The following is a 3,300-nucleotide window of genomic DNA, read 5'->3' on the forward strand; positions in this document are numbered from 1 at the left end:
TCATCAGAACCGCGCTTTCCGAAAGGCGTCCCAAACACATCGGGTTATGGACCGGTTCGGTCGCGGTGATCTCAGATGCCTTCCACACTTTCTCGGCCGTCGGTGGCGTACTGGTGGCCATCATTGCTGCACGGCTCGCTCGCCGGCCAGCAGATGAAGACCGCAGCTTCGGCTGGTATCGCGCGGAAATTGTCGGCGCATTGGTCAACGGCGGTTTCCTGCTGGTGATGGCGCTGGTAGTGATCGTGATGGGCGGGATGCGGCTAACTGCCCCGATCGACCTGTCCACTACGCCGATGTTGTGGGCAGCCGCGGGCGGTTTGCTCACTGAAGTCATCTCGTTGGGTCTGATATGGAAACAAAGTCGCACTGATCTGAACGTCCGCGGCGCACTGTGGCACATTCTTCAGACCTTTGTGGGCAGCCTCCTGATCATCGTCACCGCACTCGTGATCCGCTTTACCGGTTTCTTGCTGATCGACCCACTCTTGGGCATTGCTTTCGGTGTGGTATTGCTGTGGGCGAGCTGGGGCATCTTGCGGGATGCTGCCCATCTACTGATGGCGGGCACACCGACCGACCTCAGCCTTCCCGAGATCACGGCAGCACTGGAGGACACCGAGGGGGTCCAAGGGGTGCACCACGTTCACGCGTCAGCACTGACCAGCGGACGCTATATCTTCTCCGGACACCTTCGAGTGGTCGAGGGCGCCGATCCACAAACCGTCCTGCAAACAGCCTCCACTGTGCTCGAGAACAAGTTCGGGTTCTTCTTCACCACCTTGCAAGTGGAGACCGGCCACCTTGATGAGGCTGGCGCCGAAGCGATCGACATCACGCGGCCCGCGCCGAAAAATAGAACATGAAGGCGCTACTGCTGCTGGCTTTGATCACCGTGTCTGAAGCGACTATCGGCGTATTTGTCAAGCTTAGCGACGGGTTGATTCCCGTCCAGACGCTGACGTTTTACGCGATGGCCTTCGCGGCGGTGTTTCTGTTCATTGCGCGGGCACTGGCGAGCCGGGAATGGCCCCGGTTCCCGCGCGGGAACGTAAAGGACACGGTCATCATCGGCGCGCTGATCGCGGCCCAGGGCGGAGTGTTCAACTACGCCATGACGTTGGTGCCCATCGCCAATGCGGTGATATTCTGGAGTATTGCCCCGTTCTTCGTGTTCATTTTTTCTGCACTGTTTCTTGGCGAGAAGGCGCACAAGCGCTACATCGGGATTTTCGTCATTGCGTTGGCCGGTATCGCCGTGGCTAACCCGCTCAGCGGCGGTCACACCCTGGGCAATCTTGTGGCGTTGGCAACCGGGGCGATCTATGCGGCGATGATCACCTACATGCGTTATGAGGGCAAGACCGAGACGGGTAACGACATAGCCTGGTCGCTCCTGGCCGCGGCACTGGTGCTGTCGCCCTCGCTGCTGCTCGTCGGGCCCGGCAAGGTCTCAGCCACAATCTCCTATCCCGGGCTAGGTATCTCCGTGCCGGTGATGCTTTGGGTGGGGGGTTTGGGCGTGATTTCCACAGGATTCGCCTATTTCGGCATCTCCATCGTTTTGAAAGTTCTCAACGCCAATGTTTACTCGCTGGTCGATATCATTGTCTCCCCTGTGGTAGCCACGACATTGGGGTATCTGGTCTTCGCCGAAGTTCCGGCGCGGAGCACGATTTACGGGGCTGTACTGCTGCTCGGCGCCGGATTCTGGTTGACACGGGAGATGTCGCGGGGGGCAGAAAATCGAGCCGCGCACCCCTGTCAAATTGCCTCCCACCACACTTGAGAGTCCAGGGGTTCGTGCACGAGGTGAACCACGACGTCGTCTTCGACGTTTAGCTGGCTGTCCTCAGTGGGGTGCGGCCCGGTGCGGCAATCCGGTGGAACACCATGGCTGCCGCGAGCGTGATCCCAGCTAGCCAGCCAAGGGCCAGTAACGCCCCGGCGGTCTCGTCGAAACTGGGGGTGAACGCTGCGTCGGTCAAGACGCGAACAGCTCCATGGGAGGGCATCCAAGTCGCCCAGTCGGGTGGGGCGGCGTCGAACATGATGTTCTGGGCCAACCCGACATCAAGGAAAGGCAGCATGAACATCAAGTACAGGCCGCCCAGGCGCCCGACTATAGGTCCGATCAGCACTCCGAGCATGGCGTAGGTCAGGGCAACCGCCAGGGTCGCGAGCGCGAACGCCACCCACGAACGCGGTTGGAAGCTGAAGCTGGTCACGCCCAGGGAGACTGCGCTGACCAACACTGCGGCCAAGAGGATCACCCCGAGACGAGCCGCGAGCACCTCTGCGGTGCGGTAGCCGGCCACAACGAGTCGCCGGTCGGCCTCGAGTGATCCGAGCACGACGAACAGGCCAGCCAGGCCGGCCAGGAAGGCCACGGTGATCGGCACCATGATCGCTCCGTGCACATCGATCATCGAGACAATGGCGATCGTGTCCTGGCCGCGCTCGGTGAGTGCAACGGGGGTGGGCTGATCAGGGGTGATGGCGATCGACAGAGAGATGAAAAAGAAGGGAAGACCGACAAGCAGAACCCACAGTGCGACGTTGCGTCGATACTCGCGCCAGGCGAACCGCGACGCCACCCGTGTGCGCCCCCAGGTCGACTCGGGTGCACGACGACTGGTGCGGCGGTGGCCGGTAGTCAACACGAGGACACCGAACGCGAGCACCAGCCCGCCAAGGGTCCAGACCGCTGCGGCGCCAAGGTCACTGAGCGGGCCCGCGTGGCCAGTGCTGGCATCGAGCATCACCAACGTCGGAAAGTGAGAAGGGAACACGCGGGTAATCCATGAGTCGGACGGACCCATCGCCGGTCCGAGGAATACATCGAACATCCACACGAAGACGATCACCAAAGAGCCGTTGACTTCGGAGCGCACTAGCGCACCCACCGCTGTGCCGAGTCCCAGGTATATGAGGGCAAACATGACGGTGGCTGTCACTGTGCGGCCCACGTCAACGATGTCGGTACGAAGCGCCAGCGCCAGAAGTGAACCGGCAACCGCCACGCCCGCCAACGCCAGAGACGACGCCAGCCTGGCCAGCACGACCCTCGTCGGGGAGGAATCCGTGGCAGCCAGTCGTCGATCTGCCTGACGGGACCCGCTGACGTGGAAGAACCCCGCCACGCCAGCCAGAAATGCTGAGGCCCAGCCGGCGGTCACCGCCTCCAACTGTCCGAGGCTGGCTTGCCCACCCAGGATCCGGGCGAACTCGGCAATCGTGTCCGCTGTCAAGGTCACAAACAGGCTCTTCCGGATCCGGAGTGCGTAGCTGGGGTTCGCC

At 62.0% G+C, this 3,300-nt stretch carries 3 protein-coding genes; 2 read left to right on the plus strand and 1 reads right to left on the minus strand.

All coding sequences use genetic code 11. The features are described 5' to 3' along the window. On the plus strand, window positions 1–866 hold an 866-nt coding region (locus G6030_RS01855; RefSeq protein ID WP_187701451.1), incomplete at its 5' end, for a cation diffusion facilitator family transporter. Beyond that, window positions 863–1,789 carry a DMT family transporter gene (locus G6030_RS01860; protein WP_067717485.1) on the plus strand — a complete coding sequence of 309 codons (927 nt, stop codon included), beginning with the start codon at window positions 863–865 and terminating at the stop codon, window positions 1,787–1,789. The genes G6030_RS01855 and G6030_RS01860, both read left to right, overlap by 4 nt. 49 nt (window positions 1,790–1,838) lie before the next feature. On the opposite strand, the gene G6030_RS01865 is transcribed toward G6030_RS01860, so the two are convergent. Then, the coding region (locus G6030_RS01865) for an ABC transporter permease (protein ID WP_206680886.1) at window positions 1,839–3,300 on the minus strand (1,462 nt) is incomplete at its 5' end.

The sequence above is a fragment of the Dietzia sp. E1 genome (genome assembly GCF_014145015.1).
GTDB lineage: Bacteria > Actinomycetota > Actinomycetes > Mycobacteriales > Mycobacteriaceae > Dietzia > Dietzia cinnamea_A.

Coding starts and splice junctions, on each gene's coding strand:
- G6030_RS01860 (WP_067717485.1), top strand. CDS start 863: ATGAAGGCGCTACTGCTGCTGGCTTTGATCACCGTGTCTGAAGCGACT.